Raw genomic sequence first — 18,090 nt, forward strand, 5'->3', positions numbered from 1 at the left:
GCCCCAATGCTCAGGCACCTTACCGCCCACCCGAACATGTACGTTTATCACGGCTTATTCTCCATAAAAGGCGCACCCGCGTCGCGTTTAACGTCATAAACACGCCATAGCAGCAGAACATTCATCATTCACGGGTCACTAACACTCTTTTGGAGGACACATGAGCACCTACCCCACACTGAAAAACCTTGTGAACGCCATGAACGGAAGCTCTTCCACCAACAACTGGGACATGGTCTGTTCCTACACCACCAAACAGCTCAACGACTTTCTCGCCACAGCCTACGCAAAAAAACAGCTGGTCACTGAGATGCACTTTGATGTCCAGGAAGACGACCCCCTGACCGGGGAGCCCTTTACGGTGAAATACGACCTCTTCCTCGGCCAACCCACCCTGAAATTCATCGCCGGCCGCTCGGACCAGGCCAACCTCACCATGCTCATCACCAAGGGCACCTACAGCATCTATTTGAAAGGCCAGGAGAAGCCCTTCAAGACAGCCGATTTCCCAGAGAATAAATACAGCGTGGATGCCTATGTCCCCCTGGCGGCCGTCACGGGCGACACCGGCAAGGTCTCCTCCAAGGGAGACATCGTCACCTTTGATGACGACAAGACCAGCCAGAGCCACGTGATCCTCCACTTTGCCAATGAAAAGGGCACCCAGTTCAAGATCATGCCCGAACCGGACCCGTCCCTCAAGGCCATCATCAACCCGCAGTTTGTCGACGCCGTGGAGAGCTACTTTACCTACCATGTCAAAGAGATCGATTACGCCCTGGCCCAGGTGAACAACGACAAGGCCTCCCAGGGAAGCGTGCTTCTCACGCCGAAATCCTTTGTCTTTGCCTCGGAAGGAGACGGAGATACCGGTATTCTGAGCCTTTACATTCAGGTCAAGGAGAGCGGCAACCCTCCGGGCAACCGCAACCCCTCGTTTCAGCCGGGCACCAAAGAGATGCTCCCCATTCCGGATGGCTACACCGCCAGCCTCATCCTGGGCTACCAGCTCCTCACCACCTGCTACATTACCAGGCAGCTTCAGGGCGAAGGGTTTACGGTGACCTACGAATCGGTGCCCAAGGGCATCGCATGCAATGTGAGCAAGGACCTGGAAGTCCTTGCCAAGGACGACTCGGGCCACTGGTTCTTCGGCAGCCATTACTACAAGGGCTTTGACATCAACTTCAAGGACCACCCCATCCGCATGCAGATCGCAGACGGCAGTGTGTCCCTTAACTGGCAGGCCTCTGCCGACACCTCCTGGTCCGAAAGCTCCTCCTTCGGCCAGTCCTCCTCCAACCAATGGGGCGGGGTCAAGGTGACCCTCTCCTATGAACAGGACGGCGGTACCATCAGCCTGAACACCACCACCGACGAAATCAGCATCGCCTCCATCTCCATCACCCCCAAAAACATCCATGTGGGGCTTCACAACGACGGCTGCAGCTTCTGGAAACGACTGGTGGGCTGCGTGGAGTCCCATCCTTCGTTCTACGACAACCTGGACGACCACCTTGTGATGCCCAAAAGCCTCACCATAGACCTCAAGGGGTTGAACTTCCTCATGGAGACCAACCTGCTGGCCCCCGGTGAGACAATGATCAACTTTGATGCCTCCGCCGGTGTCAAGACCCCCATGGACTTTCTGCTGGTGGGGCAGGTAAACGCCAGATAGCCGTACCCGGCTCACACCGCAGGCAGGAAACGCGGAACGACAACAACACAACGGGCCCGGCAAATGGCCGGGCCGTCAACGTAAGGAGAATCCCCATGCCCAAACAACTTGAGGTCTTGTTGTATGATCTGGCGTTCCACATGGCCAAAACCGTCTTCAAGCAAACCCCGCTGACGAGCCGCACGGTCTCGTTCACCAAAGGCGACGCCGTCTACCGCTACGGCAGCTACATCGCAGACCGGCCCCAGCTCTGGAACGAGGTGCTCAAGGTCTGGCAGCCCTTAAGCAAAGACAACAACCGCTGGACCGGCACCGACGGCAAAGGGGGCGGCAGCCAGGGCCTGTATACCTCCAACGAATTCCTGTTTGACACGGACTTTACCTTTGCCGAGATGAAGCACTACATGACCCAGTCCCTCACGGACACGCCCCTGGATCCCCAGACCCCGGTGGAGTACATGCACTACGAGGCGGGCAAAGCCCCCCAAGCCAAAATGGAAAAAGCAGGCAACCTGCGCAGCGTCTTCCTCTACACCTTCAACCAGAGCCAGGACGGGCTGAACCTCCGGTTCACCGCAGACCCCATGAGCTATCCCCAACTGATCTACAAAAACATGCTCAAGGAGGGGGCGGACATCGTCAAGGGACGCAGCCTGAAGGATCTCTACCTGGGAGAGGATTACAGCTTTACCCGGGCCGTGGGCAACGCCGCCTTCGAAGCCTTTGACCTGCCGTGCATCCAGGTCTCCTCAGCGCGGGAGCTCGGCGGGTTCAACACGATTTTCCGATGCGACCAGGGCCAGATGGTCCTGGACGTGGAGCCCCAGGGCCGAGCCTCTGGCTACCAGATCCTGAAAGACGGCAGCACCGTGGTCCGCCAGGCCTACACCATGGACGACCTCACTTACAACGCCATGTTCGACCAGCCGGAGAGCAAAAAACTCGTGCCCCTGCCCGAACAGCTGGAGGTCCTCTCCCCCCTGGAAAAAAAGGTCCGGGACATGTCCAAGGAAGTGGACTGGTCCTTTGAGCCCACCACCGTGGACAAGGCCATTGCCGACTCGGTGAACCGCCAACTGTCGGCCATGGATACGCCCTTTGACACCTCTGTTGACGACTTGAACAAAACCATGCAGGACGGTGTCATGGATTCGGTGGCTTTGGCCCTCACCAAAACCGGCGTGAGCCTCATCGCCCCGGAACCGGGATTTACCGACCTGGTCACCCGGATTCAGGTCTCGGGCGTGGCCACCCTCTTCCAATCCCAGATGGTCAAGGAGCGCCTGGCAAAATTGACCGAAAAGGTGTCCGGGGCCCCGGGCTACCTTCAGACCGTCACCGACCAGGTGCTTCTGGAGAAAAAGCAGCACCTTCTTTCCCAGGAGGCGGGCACCATCCAGGCCACCATCGCCGAAGCGGGCACAGCCAGGCAGGAGACCAGCGCCTCCATGGAGACCAAAAACCAGCAGCTCAAAGAGGTGGAGGAAAAACTCAAGACCAAACCCGACGATCCGGACCTGAAAAAGACCCAACAAGAGCTGACCCGGGAACTGGCTGACCTGACGGACAAGCTCAAGGCGGAAGACGAAAAATACACCACGGCCGAAGAGGCCCAAAAGAGCAACGAAGCCGCCCAAAAAGAGGCCGAGGAGAAGGACAAAGAGGCGGCAGAGCGTCGGGCGGCCCTTAAAGACCACGTATTCGAGGGGAAATGACATGAGCAATCCCAAAACCGACACCAACCTGCTCTCCAACCCCCAGGAGGCTTTCCAGACCCTGGCGTCGGGGGGCAACCTCTTTATCATCAGCGTCCTGGACGAAGTATCCCTGGGCAAAGACACGGACATCGGCGACGACCTCACCGCCTACGACCATGTCTACCTCTACGGCCAGGGATGCCTCCTGAGCCAGTCCGTCAAACTCAAGAACAGCCTGTTTTCCCTGCAGAGCCTCACCACCACCGGCCCGGGGCTCTTCGATCTCTCCGGCAAACCGGGCACCAGCCCGGACACCCCCAACCAGAACCCCAATGAAAAAGGGCAGCCCGGAGGTTCCGGAGAACCGGGAGGTACCTTTCGCCTCTATCTCCAGAACGTGGCCGACAACCGGCTCAACTTCAAGGTGTCTGTTGCGGGGGGGGCCGGAGGAGACGGGCAGCAGGGAAAAATCAACACCGACGGGGGGGATGGGGGAGACGGAGGAAACGGTGGCACGGCGGAGGTCCTGGTGGGCCTCAGCTGCTGCAACCTGCTGGACAGCCTTCGAGCCGTCGCCGGGCTGGACAACCTTGCCCGGCGGCATGTGGCTCTGACCCCCATCATCGGGGCCTACAAAGCCGACACCCAATGGGCGTCATTGATCCCCCTTCTCACCAAAGCAGCCCGGGCCAAGAGCCTGGACGACTCCACCCGTGCCCTTCAAGCCGTGGCCGACGAGTTGGCATCCATGGACTCCCAATTCGACAACACCCTCCACGGCAACCTGGTGGTCAACGGCGGAATCTACGGCACCTACGGCCAGGGCAAAACCCCGGGAACCAACGGCTCCCCGGGATCCCCGGGAAGCAAAAGCCTCTTTACCTTTGGCCGGCTCTCCCAGCTGGACTGGGAGACGGGACACACCGCCCCGGGATTTTTCGTCCACCCCAGCCAGGTGAGCCGCCTCATGGACAAAGCCAGGCTCACCTACTGGACCATGGACCCGGTGGGCCGCCCCCAGTCTGTCACCGACACCATGGTCCTTTTTCAGCAGATCGAGGAAAAGACCGCGCCCTTTGCCTACGCCACCCCGGAAAACAAGGCCCTGCGTTCCTATTACACGGCCCATGAAACCGAGTACGGTGCCCTGGGGGCGGTGCAGCAGCTCCAGAGCCTCCATGCCCAGGCGGTTAACGCCCTGCTGCAGATCAAACAGGGCCAGGACCTCTTCGGATTTGCCGCCGATCACGTCCCCCTGGTCTCCTTTGACAGCCTCTTTCAAACCCTGGATGAACTCATGGCCAACTTCAGCCTCATCCAGGCCGCCTACGACGACTACTTTGCCAAACTGAAAGAGAAAAAGACGGAGATCGCATCCGTGGTCACCACACGGCAGAAAAACGAGGCCCTCATCAGCAACGCAAAAAGCCAGATCCGGATGCTGAAAGTCCTTCTTATCAAACAGGCGGGGGTCATCGACAGCTACCAGAGCATCCTGCCGACCCTGAAAAAGAAGGTGACGGACCTCCTCAAAACCTTTGAGACCAAGGTCAAGGACCACTTTGACTTCAACTTCGACAGCTTCCTCCAGAACATGAGCATGGTGGCCTTTGCCCCGGAGTCCAAGTTCATGGCACTGACCCAGGGAGCAGAGTTTCTTCACAACTCCCTGTCCAAGGTCACGGACAGCCGGGGGATTGCGGTGAACAAAGACTACCTGGTGGACGAAATCCAGACGGTGCAGTCCAGCGTCAAAGGGTTGCAGGAGGGCTACGAGGCTTTAAACGACGGGACCCTGAAACCCGACGACCCGGGCGGGGCCAAGCTTATGGCCGAAGAGCAGCAGTTCCAGACGTTCTTCAATGACTTCAAAGACCAGTTCCCCGACGATCTCAAGGAATTGAAAAAGGCCTTCGACGCCTACGTCCAGAAGGTCCAGGAGAGAAACAACCACATCCTCCAGTACAACGCCCAGGTCATCGTGGCCCTGAAAAACCACCAGCTCATCGACAGCCTCACCGCTGAAGACGCCACCTACACCGCCAAGGTCCTCTCCACCATGGACCCTTCCCTCCCCGACATGGTCAGCTTCATGTCCCGAAGCTATTACACGGCCCGACAGCAGATCATGGAGTTCATGGACCTGACCCAGCAAGCCTACAGGTTCTGGGCCCTGTCCGACGCTGAGATCATCAGCAGCACCTTTTCAGGCAACCTGCCCACCCTCAATGCCTCCGCCCTGCTGGCCGCCAAAAGCGACCTGCTGGCCAAGACCGACAAGGCCCTGGAACACTTCGGTTCCAACGCCCAGCACTTCCCGGACAAGCCCGACGAAAAGGGGCTGATGGTGGAGGTGGGTCAGGGGGAACGTTCGGTGCTGCCGTACCTGAACCTCATGACGATCTCCCTTGCCGCCCCCAGCCTCACCACCGGCAAGGCCGACAGCGTCTTTGCCGGCATGTGCGATGTCCGCATCTCCCGCGTGCGGCTCTGGCTGGACGGTGTCAAAACAGATTCGGAAACCCTCAGCATCCACATCACCCACACCGGCGGGGAAGAGATCTACGACCAGGCGAACAACCGCTTCACCTTCACCCATGAACCCGTCACCAAGCTGTTCACCTACAACCTCACAACCAAAAAAATTTTTGAAGACGCCAACTTCGGGGTGGAACAAAATGCGGACCAGGGAACAAGCGAATATGCGGCCCTGGGCCCCTTTACCCAGTGGCAGTTCAAAATCGACCCCGACCTGAACCCCGGGCTGGACCTCTCCGGCCTCAGCGCGGCCCGCATCGAGTTCCACGGAACCAACTACGTCTTTGCCTGAAAAAATCGTCTACGATTAAAGTCGAATGAACCACAGGGTCAAGAGGGCTCAGGATAAAACAAAAAGATGCCTCCGACGGCAAGGTGTGCCACCTTGAAAGCAGATTGCGAATGCTTTCCCCCCTCGTTCCTCGGGGTGAAAGCATCCGCGAAGATTTTCATAAAATCACCTCAAACCTGTATGGCAAACTTTTAAAAAGTTTGGCCCCCGGCAGAGCCGCCGGAGGCCATTTTGAGCTGAACCGTTTGCAAAAACGCAACATGGCCCCGGCAATCCTGCCCGGGGCCATGTGCATGTTGCATCAAAAAAAACCGCAAAACCGACCCGCCTCCGTCATGGGCAGGCCATGGATTCCAAATCTGCAGCCAGGATGCCCTCGTGCCCCAACGGATGCTGAATACTCGCAGCGTACCCCCGATCCGTTTCAATGACGTTCCTGCCCAGAGAGACCTTCCAGATCTTTTCCATCTTCGGGTCCGTGGTCAGGTAAATGGTTCGTTCCCGGGGCAGACACACCATGGAACACAGGGTCGTGCACCCCGGATCATCACAGACCACCTGCCCCAACAGATCAAACCCCTGGGACACACCGAAGGACTGCTTATGCGCCGCCAGGTACGTATGGGCCCGCCGGTACCGTTCCGCCCCGACGCCCACCACCTCGTCCAAAGGCTTTCCGGCCATGGCATGATTGGGAAAATTTGCCATGACCAGAAAATCACCGCCCATGTCAGTGATGACGTGATCTCTGTTGTCCGTCTCGGTGACCATGGCATGACCACCTGTGTCGGCAAACAGGTTGTGCACCGAAGGCCCCGGGGACTGGACCCACCGCGTTGACGGGATCAGTCGCCGGACATCATCTACGCAGGTACAGGTTTCCAGCGCATCGTATTGATCTCCGATGTCCCCCTCCCCTTCCCCCAAACTCTCAAGGCCCTGCACATAGGGTTCCACCTCCTGGCAGGAGCAAAAGAGCCCCCGGTCATTCATGCCGCAGGTTTTGGCGTAATAGTTCCTGAACCTGGGATCATCCTGGGTTTTCTCATAGAGAAAGGCCAGGTGAAACACGTTCATGCCGCCACGGGATTCAATCAAAAATTTTAAAGGGATGGAAAAATAGTCAAAATTCATGCCGTAGACGATCTGCTCGCCATACACGGCAAAACCCGTGCAGGCACACGCCAGTGGCACCCAACAGAAAACAAACAATACCGACAAAAGAGAGATTTTAAGTTTCATCTCTCTTTCATCGCATGTTTTTGCTCATGCCTAAAGGCCAAAGCAAGTTAAACACGGCACAGGTCACCCGATATGGACGACGCGCCATGGCCTTGCCGGAGCAATCAATAGTCAAGGGTCACAATACGTCCTTTGGTAAAGGAGAAAAAAGCCTTCTTATCGGCAACCCGAATTCCCTCGGCCAGATCGTCTTTGCTCTTTCCCGCCGCCTTCAGGCATCCCGGGCAGGCCATGAGGACCGCGTTCTTGTCCATGAGCGATTTCAGGGACGCTTTCGAGGAAGGAAAATGTGCAAAGGTGATCTCCTCGGCATCACGGAGAACAGCCTCCACGCCCTTGATGTCAAAATAGACGAGGACATCCTTGTCCTCGGCCATGATGCTGGCCATGTTCAAGGCCATCAACAGCCTGTGGGGATCATCCGCACCGTGGCTGATGTGAAGAAAAACACCGTCCCTGGGAGCCTCGGCACCGCCCTGACATGCAACACCAAAACAGACCAACCCGATCAACAGAAGTATGGACAAAAACACGCTCAGCTTTTTCATGTGCTCCTCCTTTGCTTTTTTGCAGTTGGCAGTCTGAAACAGATCGACATATCCGAAGGGCAGGCACCAGGGCCCAACAAAGAAAACCGGAGTGCATGCCACAACGGTTCAAAAGAAAAACAGGGAATGGTAATGATTTCATGGAAAGGAAAGCTGCGGTTTGCCCCGCACCGAGTCACGACATATCGGCACCGGTCAATCGTCGCGATAAGTCTAATACCCCAAGCCGCAAAAAGAAAGAACAATATCCCATAACAACCTGTGACATTTATACAAAATCAGTGAAGTCCGGCACAAAAAGAATGCCCTCTCCCTGGGAAACGAAGGGGGAGGGCATTCGCAGCCTGGGGTCCAGGGGATCATCACCTGGCCGCCGGAGACAGTGCGGTTAAAGATGCCTCCGGCGGACCTGCCGGGGGCTAAACTTTTGCCTGATCTTACAACGACGGGTTTAATAAACAGGCTTTAAAAAACAGATTCAGGCCAATCAAAGGCGAATGTGATTTTCCCTGAGGAACGAAGGGGAAAGCGCAATTCGCAACCTGCTTTCGAGGAGGCATGCTTTTCCTGTCCACGTTGACCATAGAAGGCAAGCTGATCAACCCGGATCGGGAAGGTTCACCTCCTGAAGATCTTCGCCCAGGTGAATCCGCTCGGAACTGCCCAGAACGCCCAATGCCAGGGCCAGAATGGTCCAGGCATGGACGGCGTGATACCCGCCCCCGAAGTGATCTCCCAGCTCGTGAATCTGGGCATGGCAGTTGTGACAACCCGTGACACAATAGGTTGCCTGGGTTTTCTTGATCTGCAGATCCTTTATCTGTCCGTAGGCGAGCCGTTCTTCCTTAAAGCCGGACTGAAGGAACCCGCCGCCCCCGCCGCAGCAGAAGTTGTTGGATTTGTTGGGGTACATATCCACGAAGTTCTCTTCCCCCACGCACGACTTGACCACAAACCGCATATCATCCGCCGCAGGATCCCCAAAGGATTTCCTGACGATCTGGCAGGGGTCCTGAAGGGTAAATTTAATTTTCAGCTCATCGTTCCAGCTGGGATCCGGCTTGAGTTTTCCTTCGCGAATCCACCGGGCATAAAGGGTGTACATGGTCTCGACTTTGAAATTATGAGGAATCTTGAATTTATCCAGTCCCACCAGGACTGCAAAGGTGATGTGTCCTCATTCGGTATTCAAAAACGTCTTGCACCCCAGTTCCTCACATTGCATGGCGCTGCGGGCGGTGAGCTCCTTCCACCCCTCGTCGTCGGCCATGAACATGCAGTAGTTCTCGGCGGCCCACCCGGTGCTGCCGTAGGTCCAGTCCACCCCGGCAAGGTTCAGGATTTTCCACAAAGGGCCCATCTCTTCGGGCTCGATCATGGGCTCCCTGGAGTTCTGGTTGATAAAATATTCCGCCCCCTTCTTGTCGATGGGGGCCTGCAGGTTGCGCTCCTCCCAGATGGGATACTCCTCCTTGATTTCGTCGAGGATATCTTCCACCACAAAGGCAAAATCTTCCTGGGTACACCCCATGGCGCTGTTGGTGGGCTTGGCCAGGGCCATGTCGCAGGAACCCAGAATGCCCTTGGGCATCTCCTCCCGGGGACGAAGCCTCCGCGCGTTGAACACGAGCTGGGGGATATTGATCTCCATGGGGCAGGCATGCACACACCGCATGCACATGGTGCAGAACCAGGGCCACCGGCTCTTTTTGATCTCCTCATCCATGCCGAGGGCGGCCATGCGCAGAAACTTTCTGGGGTCCATGTCATCCAGTCCCGTGGCAGGGCAGCCCGAAGCACAGACCCCGCAGGTCAGGCAGGAATTGAGGTTCCCTCCCTTCGGGAGGAGCTTCATGACCATGTCCTTAAAGGGGCTTTTGGATCCCCCTGTCAATTTCACAGGCTTCTCACTCATGGGTTCTATTCCTTATTTTGATGGCTTTTTCAGAAGGGCGAAGGCCCGGCCCGCATCACAAGAGATGACGCGACACATGGTCCTGGCCGGTACCGGCGGACGGCATGCTCCCTGCTGGAAGACCGACAACAAGATGACACGCGCAGGTATCACCTGAAGTCAGGAATCGGTGAGAGGAGAGAAAATGAAGGCAGAGACGGACAGAGAGTGAGGAAGGAGAAAACAGCCGATATACACCAAATGCCAAAGACACACGCCATAAATCCAACTCTACCAAACCCGTCATCCCCTGTAAATACGCAAGGTTTGCCCACGACAAAATCCAAGGAGATATCCGGGTCGGGCGCAGAGCGTGAAGGCCCACGATCTTCTTTCGCGACCACGGTTCTTCCCCACAGACAAACACCGTTCAACACGCCATCTCCGCGACATGAAGGCATTGTCCGTACGCCCAGATAAGCAAGTGCCCCTGTGGACGGGACTTTCCCACAAGGGTATACATGGCAAGATGCCTTGCAGGACAAACCATGCGACGTCCCCCCCCATGCCTGCAAAGACCTGTTCAGCGCAAAAAAAATGCCGGTTTTTCAAACAACACAAGTCAAGGTCCGGTCCATGAATCGCCTTTACTCAAAAATCCTGACGCTCTCCGCCCCCACCATCTTCGGCCTGATCATCCAGGCCATGTACCAGGTCCTCAATGCGTATTTCGTGGGATTTCTGGGGGTGTCCGAGCTGGCAACCGTCAACCTCACCTACCCCCTGACCTTTGTGCTCATCGCGTTGGGCCAGAGCATCGGCATCGGCACGGCGGCCATCACCTCACGGAGCATCGGGCGAAATGACCTTGCCCACGCCCATGTGGCCGCCAGCAGCGGCCTGATGCTGGGAATTCTGGCAGGGGGGGCCTACCTTGGGGTGATGTTCTGGAAATTTGACCTTGTGGCCCGTGTCATGGGAACCGTCCCTGGGACCGAAGCCTGTTTTTACAGGTACGGCAGGCTTATCCTAGTGGCCTTCCTCCTGGTGCTTGCCAACACCATCTTCGGCTTCATCGCGCGGAGCCAGGGGGGCACCCTGTTTTCCATGGTGACCTTGATCATTGCCTTTGCCCTCAACGCCCTCTTCGACCCGATTTTCATTTTCTGGCTGGACCTGGGCATCCGGGGAGCAGCCTGTGCCACCTTACTTGCCCAGATCCCCGCGGTGGGAGCATACATCTGGTATTTTTCGAGCAATAAAAGCCGTATCCACCCAACCATCCGGGCTGTAAACCGCCGAGTCTCTGTAACCATCATGAGTATCGGGATCCCCACCTTCATGGCCTTTACGATCAATGTCCTGGCGGTGATCCTGGTCAATCGACAGGCCGCCGTTTTCGGGGCGGAGGCCGTGGCGGGAGTCGGCATCGCCCTTCGGCTTTACACGGTATCCACCCTGCCCGTCATGGGCCTTGCCAACGGCGTCCAGTCATTAATCGGGGCCTGTGTGGTGGACACAGACCCCGCAAGAATCAAAGACCTTCTCTCCGCCCTTCTCAAAATCGGCACGGGGTACGGCGCCTTGGCGTCCCTTCTCTTTTTGATCTTTTCCAGGCCCCTTGCAGCCCTTTTTTCAACGGAGGCTGCCGTGACCACGATTCTGTCCGGATCCCTTGCCATCTACATGGGCTTTTTCGCCATGGTCCCGGTTCAGCTCATTACCATGATCTTCGAGCAGTCCAAGGGCAACGTCGGGCTTGCCATGTATGTCTCCTTTGCCCGCCAGGGCATCTACCTGATCCCCCTGCTGCTGGTCCTGCCCGGACACGTCGGCATCAAGGGCATCGCCGCCAGCCAGCTCCTCTCGGACCTCACGGCAGGCTTGTCCTGTGTGTTGATCCTGTGGCGGCAGGTGTTCGCCGCCACGGATGCAACGCCGGAGGCCGCTTTTCGGAGCTGACCAGTTAAAACCAAACGGACAGGCCAGACATGAATGTCGTTGCGCTTTAACGCAATGGACGAGGGTTAGACATCATTCGAAGCTTGCGAGCCAGCCAGCACAAGCCATCAGCGTTTATGCCGGGCGAAGCCCGAGTAAAAGGCCCTTGCGCTTTGACCCGAGGAACGAGGGACGAAGCGCAAGGGCAATCAGCTTTCGAGATGGCTCACCTCGCCGCCGGAGGCACGTTTTTGGGACCGACTTTAACCATAGAATTTGGCATTCACCGGGCCGGAAAATTCACATAGATGGGGTTGGTGACCGCCTTCACCCGGCCGTAAAGCAGGCGCTGGAAAAGAAGGAGGTCAGGCGTTCCCATGAGTTCCGCACGGTAGTAGGTCCTGCCCCTTGATGCCGGGACGTCGTCAAAGGTCACGCGGGTGGCACCTCCACTGACGATCCAGGCTCTGTGGGGGATACCGTTTTTCAAGACGCCCACAAGGTAGGTGTCTTTCCCGGCCAGGAGCCCCAGCAGGGCCGGAAGATCCACCTCCCCTGCCGCGAGCTTCACCAGATTCTCGGGCGTGAGTTCTTTGACCCTGGGCACGGCAAACCAGCCCGGCGGGGCCGGGTTGCGGATATCGATCTGAAAGGAGAGCTCCCGGCCCGGGGTCTGGATCAGGTTGTCCCCCATGAGGGTCTCGAAGTATCCGTCGCCGTCCCGGTCGGCCACCAGGTCCAGGCGCTCGGCGTCCGGGGCGTAGCTCAAGGAGACATGGCCGTTTTTCAAACTGCGGAGGATGGCATCCCCGGTCTTCTCTTCGGCGTAAACCCAGGTGGTGGGGTTGCCGTGTCCGAAGAGAGCCGCCTCGATCTTTGCAAAGGGGTCCGAAGCATACTCGGCAAGTTTGTGGGTATCCGAGCCCCCCACCCCTGTCATGCGGCGCCCCTTGAGGAGCTCGGCGTCCCAGAACGGATGGCTGGACCAGCCGTTGAGGTTCGGGATGCGGTACATGCTGTTCCAGATCTCGATGGTGTCCACGGCGTTGTCCACATCATACTCCCAGGGGCAGCAGAAAATGGCCGAGGGGTGGTTGATGGAGAAGAGCGCATCCCCGTCATGGGCCCCGTAGACCGCGGCCACGGCATCCAGACCGGTGTTGGCGTGCCACAGGGGCGTGTAGTCAAAGGGCGCTGTGGCCCAGGCATTGGCATGGCCCTTGCCGGTGGTCCACTCCACGCCGTAGAGGAGCACGGTCTCCTCGGAGGTGTAATCCGGGTCATCCCAATGGGTGGGCATGACCGGGCCGGGGTCCTCGGAATCAAACATGTCCGTGTCGTGCTCGGTAAGGACAAAAAAATCGAGCTCTTTGTGTTCCGCGCTGTTCAGAACGGCGGCAACCGGAGCGTTGCCGTCACTGTGCAGGGAGTGGGCGTGCAGGTCCCCTTTGAACCAGTGCCCCGCGCCGTTGGTGCCCTCATCCTCCCCTTCCAGCCATCGGCTCATAAGAAGAAACAGATCGGTGTTGTCGATAAACGCACCGGAAAATCCCGGGTCAAACCCGGAAAAGAGCTCCGCAAAAAAGGGATCTGTACCGTCCACCAGACCATCGAGGAACGGCCCGGCGCCGGTGCCCTTCACATAGCAGGGAACGGGTACGTTGCTGTGGGTGTCGGCGTGGAACACCATGGCCGGCAGGTTGCCCGCCCCGTTATCCCCCACCGGGACAAAGGCCCTCTCGTCCGTCCCCCAGAGGTAGCCGCACTCATGGTCGGCGGTGACGATGAGAAGGGTTTCCTCCCAATTGCTGTTCTCCTCCACCCAGGCCACCACCTCGGAAACGGCCGCGTTGAAGGCGCTCTGCTCTTCGATCATGCGGCCCTTTTCATTGCTGTGGTTGGCCCAGTCCACGGCCCCGCCCTCCACCATGAGAAAAAAACCGTCCGGGTCATCGGACAAGGCCTGAATCGCCCCCAGAGTCATGTCCGAAAGGCTGGGAACAGACGGGTTCCGGTTGCTCTCGTTCACCACCTGGGGGTTCCCTTCCCGCCCCTGCTGAAGGGTGGTGGCGGCTCTTGCCAGGCCAAACACCTTGCCCGCCGAAAGGGTCCCCTGGGCCAGGGCCTCAAAATCGGCTCTCTCATCCATGAACGACCAGTAACGCCCGTCCTTTGCCCGGGCACCATCCGAATCGGTGAGGTCCTCAAACACCTCTTCGCCGCCCACATACCTGTACTCCCGCTCTTGGAGCCTCGGGTTGCCATTGTTGTCGAACATGGGGTGGCCTGCACCCATGATCACATCAAGATCGCTGTCATAAATCATCTGCGCTGCGATCTGTTCGTAGTTGTTCCGGGAGATGTTGTGGGCCACCATGCCCGCCGGCGTGGCGTGGCTCACCTCAACGGAGGTCACCACCCCCGTGGCCAGCCCCTGGGTCGAAGCCGTTTCCACCATGTTTTTCATGTCCATGAAGAGAGGGCTTTTCCCCAGCATGCCGGGGTAAGTCTTGACCCCGATGGCCATGGCCGTGGCCGCCGCCGCGGAGTCCGTGGGATTCAACAGATGCGAACCGAACAGGCGCCAGCCCAGCTCCGGCTCGTATGTCCCCAGGGCACTGTAGGTGGTCATGGCATACTTACCCTCAAAGGACTCATAGACCGCCCGATTGCCGTTATAAAAATCCGTTGCCATGACGGTGCCCATGCCCTGCCCGTCGCTGATCATCAGGATGACATGTTTTGCAGCCGAGGCCGGTGGGGCGAAAAGCCCGATCACAAGACACGCAATACCCCAAAAACAGCCCTGCTTTCCAAGGATTCTCATGGTTCCTCCTGAAACATACGGGTTGTGGTTTGACAGCTGCCTTTCTTTACCTGTTCGGTGTTAAGCCTGGGTTACCGTTGTGTCATTATTCCGTGCGTATTCCAATAAAGCCAAAAATGATGCCTCCTATGGTTAAAGTCTGATGAATCACAGGGTCAAGAGGGCTCAGGAAAAAACAAAAGCAATGCCTCCGGCGGCGAGGTGTGCCACCTCGAAAGCAGGTTGCGAATGCGCTTTCCCCTTCGTTCCTCAGGGAAAATCACATTCGCCTCTGATTCAGATCAAACTGAATTGTTTTTAAGACCTGTTTGGCAACCTTTTTAAAAGGTTGGCCCCCGGCAGGGCCGCCGGAGGCATCTTTAACGGCACTGCCTCCGGTGGCAAGCTGTGCCACCTTGAAAGCAAGTTGCGAATGCGCTTTCTCCTTCGTTCCTCAGGGAAAATCACATTCGCCTTTGATTTTGATTGGCCTGAATCTGTTTATTAAACCCGTCGTTATAAGATCAGGCAAAAGCTTAGCCCCTGCAGAGCCGCCGGATGCAATGGCGGGACCAATCGCTCTACCGCACCACCACGGAAAGATCGGCATACCGCCCCGAGGCGTCCATCACCGTCAGGGTGTGCCTGCCTGGGGTGGGAAAGGTGATACGGGCGGACGCCCCGTCACGGCTTCGGGACACCCAGGTGTGGTCGATCATCCAGTGCAGGGGACCGCTGCCGCCGGTGGCACAGAGTTCCACGGTGAGTGGCTGTCCGGGTTTTAAGGGGTCTTTGAGAACGGCACCGTCACGGGTGCCGTGGATGGTGATAGGGGCGCTCAAGGGAGCTTCCCCTGCACGGCAGGTGAGATCGGGGTCGGGAAACCGGCTTCGGTCCCGGATCCATGGGGGGAGAAAGGCGATGGCCCCTGCTGGCCACCTGGCGATGGTACGGGTGGGAATATGCGGCCTGTCCGGGTGGGTTGCCAGCCAGCGATCGAGGCAGGGACCGTAAAGCCCTTTGCCGTTGTCCGGGTTCACGGAGACGACAAGGGGATTGGGCGCCATAATGACGTCTTCACGGCCGGAGGCAAAGGTTGGCGGGATGGTATCGTTGAGAACCCAGGCCGTCCGCTTGACGTGGCAATGGCCGGGCTCGGTGTCCGACGAAGAGACGCCCAGGGGCCAGCAAACGGTTTCCCGGGACACACTTGCGGGCATCACCGAGCCCGTTGGGGCTGCCGGGGGCAGACGGTCGGCCACCTGAAACAGGATGGGGACGGCCGTAACGGCACCGTAGTGACCGGGAAGGGGCGTGCCGTCGGGGCGTCCCACCCAGACCCCCAGGGTGTGGGTATCGGTGACGCCCACGGCCCAGGCATCCCGAAAGCCGTAACTCGTCCCGGTTTTCCAGGCCAGCTTCCGGTTGCTGCGCATGCCGAAGCGCCCCCGCCTGTTCCGATTTCTCTCCGGCGTCTCCAGGATACGACGGATAATCCAGGCTGCCCCTTCCGAGAGTACCTGGGTCTCAGTGCCCCGGGCCTGTGAGAGCCTCCCCAAAGGCATCACCCTGCCTCCCCTGGCAAAAGCGGAAAACCCCGCCACCAACTCTTCCAGGGTGGTTCCCACTCCTCCCAGGACCATGGCAAGGTTGGGTTCCCCGCCCTCGGGATAGCGCAGATGAATGCCCGCCTGGCGCAGGAGGCTGTCAAAACGCACCGGTCCCACCCTGTCAAGAAGGTCCACGGCCGGAACGTTCAGGGACCGGACCAGGGCATCGGCGGCCGATACCGGCCCGGAGAAATGGCGTGTAAAATTAAGGGGCGTGTACCCGCCGATGGACAGGGGGCTGTCCATGAGCAGGCTCTCCGAATGAATAAGGCCCTCGTCAAGGGCGACGGCGTACAAGAAGGGCTTCAGGGTGGAACCCGGAGACCTCACGGCCCGAACCATATCCACGTGACCGAAGCGCCCTTCGTCAAAAAAGTCCATGGAGCCCTTGTACCCCCTGACCAGCCCCGTGTCGTTCTCCACCACCAGAAACGCCACGGAGGTCCCGGACGGCAGCTCGCCCTTCAGGTTAACCGCAAGATCGGCCAACCCTGCCTGGAGGGAAGGATCTATGGGGGTCTGGATCACCCCCTGACCCGGACAGGCTCGCCTCAGGCGACGGGCCAAAAGCGGCGCTCGAAACGGGGGCTTCCAGGACTGGACGGCCAGGGGTTCGTCCCGGGCCTCTTCTCCCTGCCAGGGCTCCCAGCGGCCAAACCCCACAAGGCGGCGTATCACCTTGTTGCGGGCCGTAACGGCCCGGTTGGGGTGCAGGTCGGGCCGATAGCGGGACGGCGCCTGGGGCAACACGGCCAACAGGGCCGCTTCGGCGTGGGTCAGCTCAGCGGCGGGTTTGCCCAGGTAAGTCAGGGACGCGGCCTGCACCCCTTCCACGGTGCCGCCAAAGGGGGCATGGTTCAGGTACAGGGTAAGGATCTCCTCTTTGGTGAGACGCCGCTCCAGTTGAAGGGCACGGAGCATCTGGCCGATCTTACCGGCAACGGTGCGCCGATGGGGGTGAAGAATCCGGGCCACCTGCATGGTGAGGGTGGAGCCCCCGGACACGATGCGCCCGTGCCGAATCGCGTCTGCAAGGGCACGTGCCATGGCCAGGGGGTTCACCCCGGGATGCCGGTAGAACCAGCGATCCTCGTAAGCCAGAAGGGCCTCGATGTAGATCGGGGAGACCTCTTCAAGGGTCACCGGGTACCGCCAGATGCCCCGGTCATCGGGAAACACCCGCAAAGGGCTCCCTTCCCGGTCCACCACCGTCACGGCCATGCCCTCACCCGGTGCCGGAATGTCCGGCGGGAAGGCCAGGTCCAGGCAGACCGCCAGCACTACCGCGCAGGCCAGCACGGCAAGCCTCCAGGTTCCCTTGATGATCGCAAGCACACGTGCCATGGATTGCCCTTCCCTTGTGGGCCTTATCTAAATATGCCCCGTGGGCGATGGGGCCCAACCCGTTGGATTCGCCTTCATGGGTCCCCTGCCGCCCGGCCTTGTCTTTCCGAACCGATAATCAACGAATAGTTCCCCGTAGCCCGGCCACCTATCTTTTCTATTTTTGTTTCGCATCGTTAGTAAACATCGCTTAAAAACTTCATGAATGCCATGGTTCCCTGTGGCATCACGATCGCCTCAAAATATAGTAATCCCCCATTGTATTCCTTGAAAGGCTCTGGTATCCACACTCTTTCACAACCAACCACCCCATATAATCCTGATGACATGGGTCAGGAGTCTCTACCGGAAGGCCGTCCATCCGACTATGGGAGTGCAAGAAAAGCCGCAGGTCTCCTGTTGTCCCGGGTGATCTGTTTTCGTATTTCTGCGCCCTCGAGAGACCCCTTGTTCGGCATGTATTTTCAGGAACATGACAACCGCATAAGGAGTCTCATACA

Annotated in this window: 9 protein-coding genes and 1 riboswitch; of the genes, 4 read left to right on the forward strand and 5 right to left on the reverse strand. The window is 58.5% G+C overall.

What is annotated here, in order from left to right:
* The first annotated feature begins 160 nt into the window (after positions 1–160).
* The 3 genes from BLQ12_RS18900 (at position 161) to BLQ12_RS18910 (ending at position 6,205) form a co-directional block, all read left to right on the forward strand.
* On the forward strand, positions 161–1,678 hold the full coding sequence (locus tag BLQ12_RS18900; RefSeq protein WP_092212994.1) for a hypothetical protein: 1,518 nt from the start codon (positions 161–163) through the stop codon (positions 1,676–1,678).
* A 95-nt stretch (positions 1,679–1,773) separates the two neighbouring features.
* Positions 1,774–3,393: a hypothetical protein gene (locus BLQ12_RS18905; protein WP_092212996.1), complete on the forward strand. Its 1,620-nt coding sequence runs from the start codon at positions 1,774–1,776 to the stop codon at positions 3,391–3,393.
* Between the two features lies 1 nt (position 3,394).
* On the forward strand, positions 3,395–6,205 hold the full coding sequence (locus BLQ12_RS18910) for a hypothetical protein (RefSeq protein WP_092212998.1): 2,811 nt from the start codon (positions 3,395–3,397) through the stop codon (positions 6,203–6,205).
* A 333-nt stretch (positions 6,206–6,538) separates the two neighbouring features.
* Here BLQ12_RS18910 and BLQ12_RS18915 read toward each other — a convergent pair whose 3' ends face one another.
* The 3 genes from BLQ12_RS18915 to BLQ12_RS18925 form a co-directional block, all read right to left on the reverse strand.
* Entirely contained in the window at positions 6,539–7,447 is a 909-nt protein-coding gene (locus BLQ12_RS18915; RefSeq protein WP_139164033.1) for a hypothetical protein, read from the reverse strand.
* A 104-nt stretch (positions 7,448–7,551) separates the two neighbouring features.
* Entirely contained in the window at positions 7,552–7,995 is a 444-nt protein-coding gene (locus BLQ12_RS18920; protein WP_092213001.1) for a DsrE family protein, read from the reverse strand.
* A gap of 598 nt (positions 7,996–8,593) precedes the next feature.
* Complete coding sequence (locus BLQ12_RS18925; protein WP_092213003.1) at positions 8,594–9,910, reverse strand: (Fe-S)-binding protein; 1,317 nt, start codon at positions 9,908–9,910, stop codon at positions 8,594–8,596.
* A gap of 615 nt (positions 9,911–10,525) precedes the next feature.
* Here BLQ12_RS18925 and BLQ12_RS18930 point away from each other — a divergent pair.
* Positions 10,526–11,851: an MATE family efflux transporter gene (locus BLQ12_RS18930; protein ID WP_175469934.1), complete on the forward strand. Its 1,326-nt coding sequence runs from the start codon at positions 10,526–10,528 to the stop codon at positions 11,849–11,851.
* 262 nt (positions 11,852–12,113) lie between these two features.
* Here BLQ12_RS18930 and BLQ12_RS18935 read toward each other — a convergent pair whose 3' ends face one another.
* A complete protein-coding gene (locus BLQ12_RS18935; protein ID WP_092213007.1) occupies positions 12,114–14,657 on the reverse strand; it encodes an alkaline phosphatase in 2,544 nt (847 codons plus the stop codon).
* A 560-nt stretch (positions 14,658–15,217) separates the two neighbouring features.
* Positions 15,218–17,590 (reverse strand): penicillin-binding protein 1C, encoded by a 2,373-nt coding sequence (pbpC, locus tag BLQ12_RS18940; RefSeq protein WP_092213009.1) that lies wholly within the window; start codon positions 17,588–17,590, stop codon positions 15,218–15,220.
* A gap of 289 nt (positions 17,591–17,879) precedes the next feature.
* Positions 17,880–17,978, forward strand: a riboswitch (purine riboswitch).
* The last annotated feature ends 112 nt before the right edge of the window (positions 17,979–18,090 follow it).

Source organism: Desulfoluna spongiiphila, from assembly GCF_900101345.1.
In the GTDB taxonomy this organism is placed as follows: Bacteria; Desulfobacterota; Desulfobacteria; order Desulfobacterales; family Desulfolunaceae; genus Desulfoluna; species Desulfoluna spongiiphila.

Bases quoted from the DNA above. Each gene is read 5' to 3' on its own strand.
- BLQ12_RS18900 (WP_092212994.1), top strand. From the start codon at position 161: ATGAGCACCTACCCCACACTGAAAAACCTTGTGAACGCCATGAACGGA.
- BLQ12_RS18905 (WP_092212996.1), top strand. From the start codon at position 1,774: ATGCCCAAACAACTTGAGGTCTTGTTGTATGATCTGGCGTTCCACATG.
- BLQ12_RS18910 (WP_092212998.1), top strand. From the start codon at position 3,395: ATGAGCAATCCCAAAACCGACACCAACCTGCTCTCCAACCCCCAGGAG.
- BLQ12_RS18915 (WP_139164033.1), bottom strand. From the start codon at position 7,447: ATGAAACTTAAAATCTCTCTTTTGTCGGTATTGTTTGTTTTCTGTTGG.
- BLQ12_RS18920 (WP_092213001.1), bottom strand. From the start codon at position 7,995: ATGAAAAAGCTGAGCGTGTTTTTGTCCATACTTCTGTTGATCGGGTTG.
- BLQ12_RS18930 (WP_175469934.1), top strand. From the start codon at position 10,526: ATGAATCGCCTTTACTCAAAAATCCTGACGCTCTCCGCCCCCACCATC.
- BLQ12_RS18935 (WP_092213007.1), bottom strand. From the start codon at position 14,657: ATGAGAATCCTTGGAAAGCAGGGCTGTTTTTGGGGTATTGCGTGTCTT.
- pbpC (WP_092213009.1), bottom strand. From the start codon at position 17,590: ATGGCACGTGTGCTTGCGATCATCAAGGGAACCTGGAGGCTTGCCGTG.